This window comes from Rodentibacter rarus (assembly GCF_001998965.1).
GTDB lineage: Bacteria > Pseudomonadota > Gammaproteobacteria > Enterobacterales > Pasteurellaceae > Rodentibacter > Rodentibacter rarus.
In genome coordinates, this window is the sequence record NZ_MLHJ01000152.1 from 1 (window position 1) to 1,328 (window position 1,328).

General features: G+C 37.5%; 2 protein-coding genes. Both read left to right on the forward strand.

Going from position 1 to position 1,328, the window contains the following annotated elements:
• Window positions 1–148: 148 nt before the first annotated feature.
• A complete protein-coding gene (locus BKK50_RS12000; protein WP_077418437.1) occupies window positions 149–649 on the forward strand; it encodes a hypothetical protein in 501 nt (166 codons plus the stop codon).
• Window positions 650–664: 15 nt separating this feature from the next.
• The coding region (locus BKK50_RS12005) for a DUF1542 domain-containing protein (RefSeq protein WP_143529830.1) at window positions 665–1,328 on the forward strand (664 nt) is incomplete at its 3' end.

Sequence of the window (1,328 nt, forward strand, 5' to 3'; positions counted from 1 at the left end):
CCTTGGTTTGTCCTTTTTTGTTTTTGGGCAAAATTTAGCAAAAATCACAAATCTCCAGTATTTAAAGATGGAAGAAGTGATGAATGGCTATAAGGTAAATAGCTTATCGCTATTTTAATAAAAAATTGAATTATTGGAGTTTTTTTGTATGAAAAGATCCCTTGCAGCGGTTGCCTTAGGACTTGCTTTAACGGCTTGTTCTACCCAAGGTTTGAATGATCGACCTCTTGAGGTCTGGAGTAATTTTAAACAGTCTTCGGTAAGTAGCCAACAACTTGAAGAAAATCAATCTTTAGTGGTGTTTTATCGTCAAAACGATGTACAAGGATCCGCTGTTAATGTGTATGTGAATGGGGATTATCAAACCTCATTACTACCAAATGCATATAGCGCAGTTTCAGTATGTGCAACGAAGAATTTATTTACCTCATCTTTTAGTACAACTAAAGATTTTGGTAATCGTACTCAAGGTATGTATTACACCTTACCGGCTAATGAAATTGTGTATGTAAAAGTTAAGCAAGAAACCAATGGAAAGTTAAATTTCGTACGTATTGAAAAATCGGTAGCAGAAAACGAAGTTGCCAAATTACCAAAGGAAAATCAAACACTTTCTCGTGTCAGATCAAATAATTGTAGTGATAAGTAAGAGGAATAAAGAATTATGTCAACAACATTAAAAGTATTAAGTGCAAAAAAAGTCGTTGCAACTCATCAAGTTAATCAGGGTGAAATGTTGATCATTGAGGCTCAAGATAAGTCAAATTATCAATTAATTGATGATAAAACAGGTCTAGGTCCTCAAAACATTGTGACCAAGCGTGAAGGAAAAGATTTAAAAATTTTCCTTAATGATGGTGATATGAACGAAGATATTATCATCAAAAATTATTATGATGATGAAGCGGGTGAAACAACAAACTTAATTGTAGGTCAGCACGAAAATAGCAATATTTACGCCTATGTTCCAGAGTCAGGCGTTCAATCTGATGCGGTAAGTTTGCTTGCTGATCAATCTATTGCACCACAAGCATTAGGCGGTGAAGAGCTTGCCGGTGCTTTTTGGGCATTTAACCCATGGTGGTTATTAGGTCTTGCTGCTTTAACTGGCGGTATTGCTGCGGCAGCAAGTGGTGGTAGTAGCGGTGGTTCTAGTAAACATAACCAAGAGTTAGCCGACGCCAAAGACGCAGCGAAGAAAGAAATCGACGAGGCGGCGAGTGCTAAGAAAGAGGCGATTGATAAGGATGAAAACGCCTCTCAATCGGACAAAGACGCTGCGAAAGCGAAAGTTGATGAAGAAGCGACAAAAGCGAAAGATGCTATTG

What these genes read in the sequence shown, in the direction of transcription:
- BKK50_RS12000 (WP_077418437.1), top strand. Translation starts at nt 149, where the DNA reads ATGAAAAGATCCCTTGCAGCGGTTGCCTTAGGACTTGCTTTAACGGCT.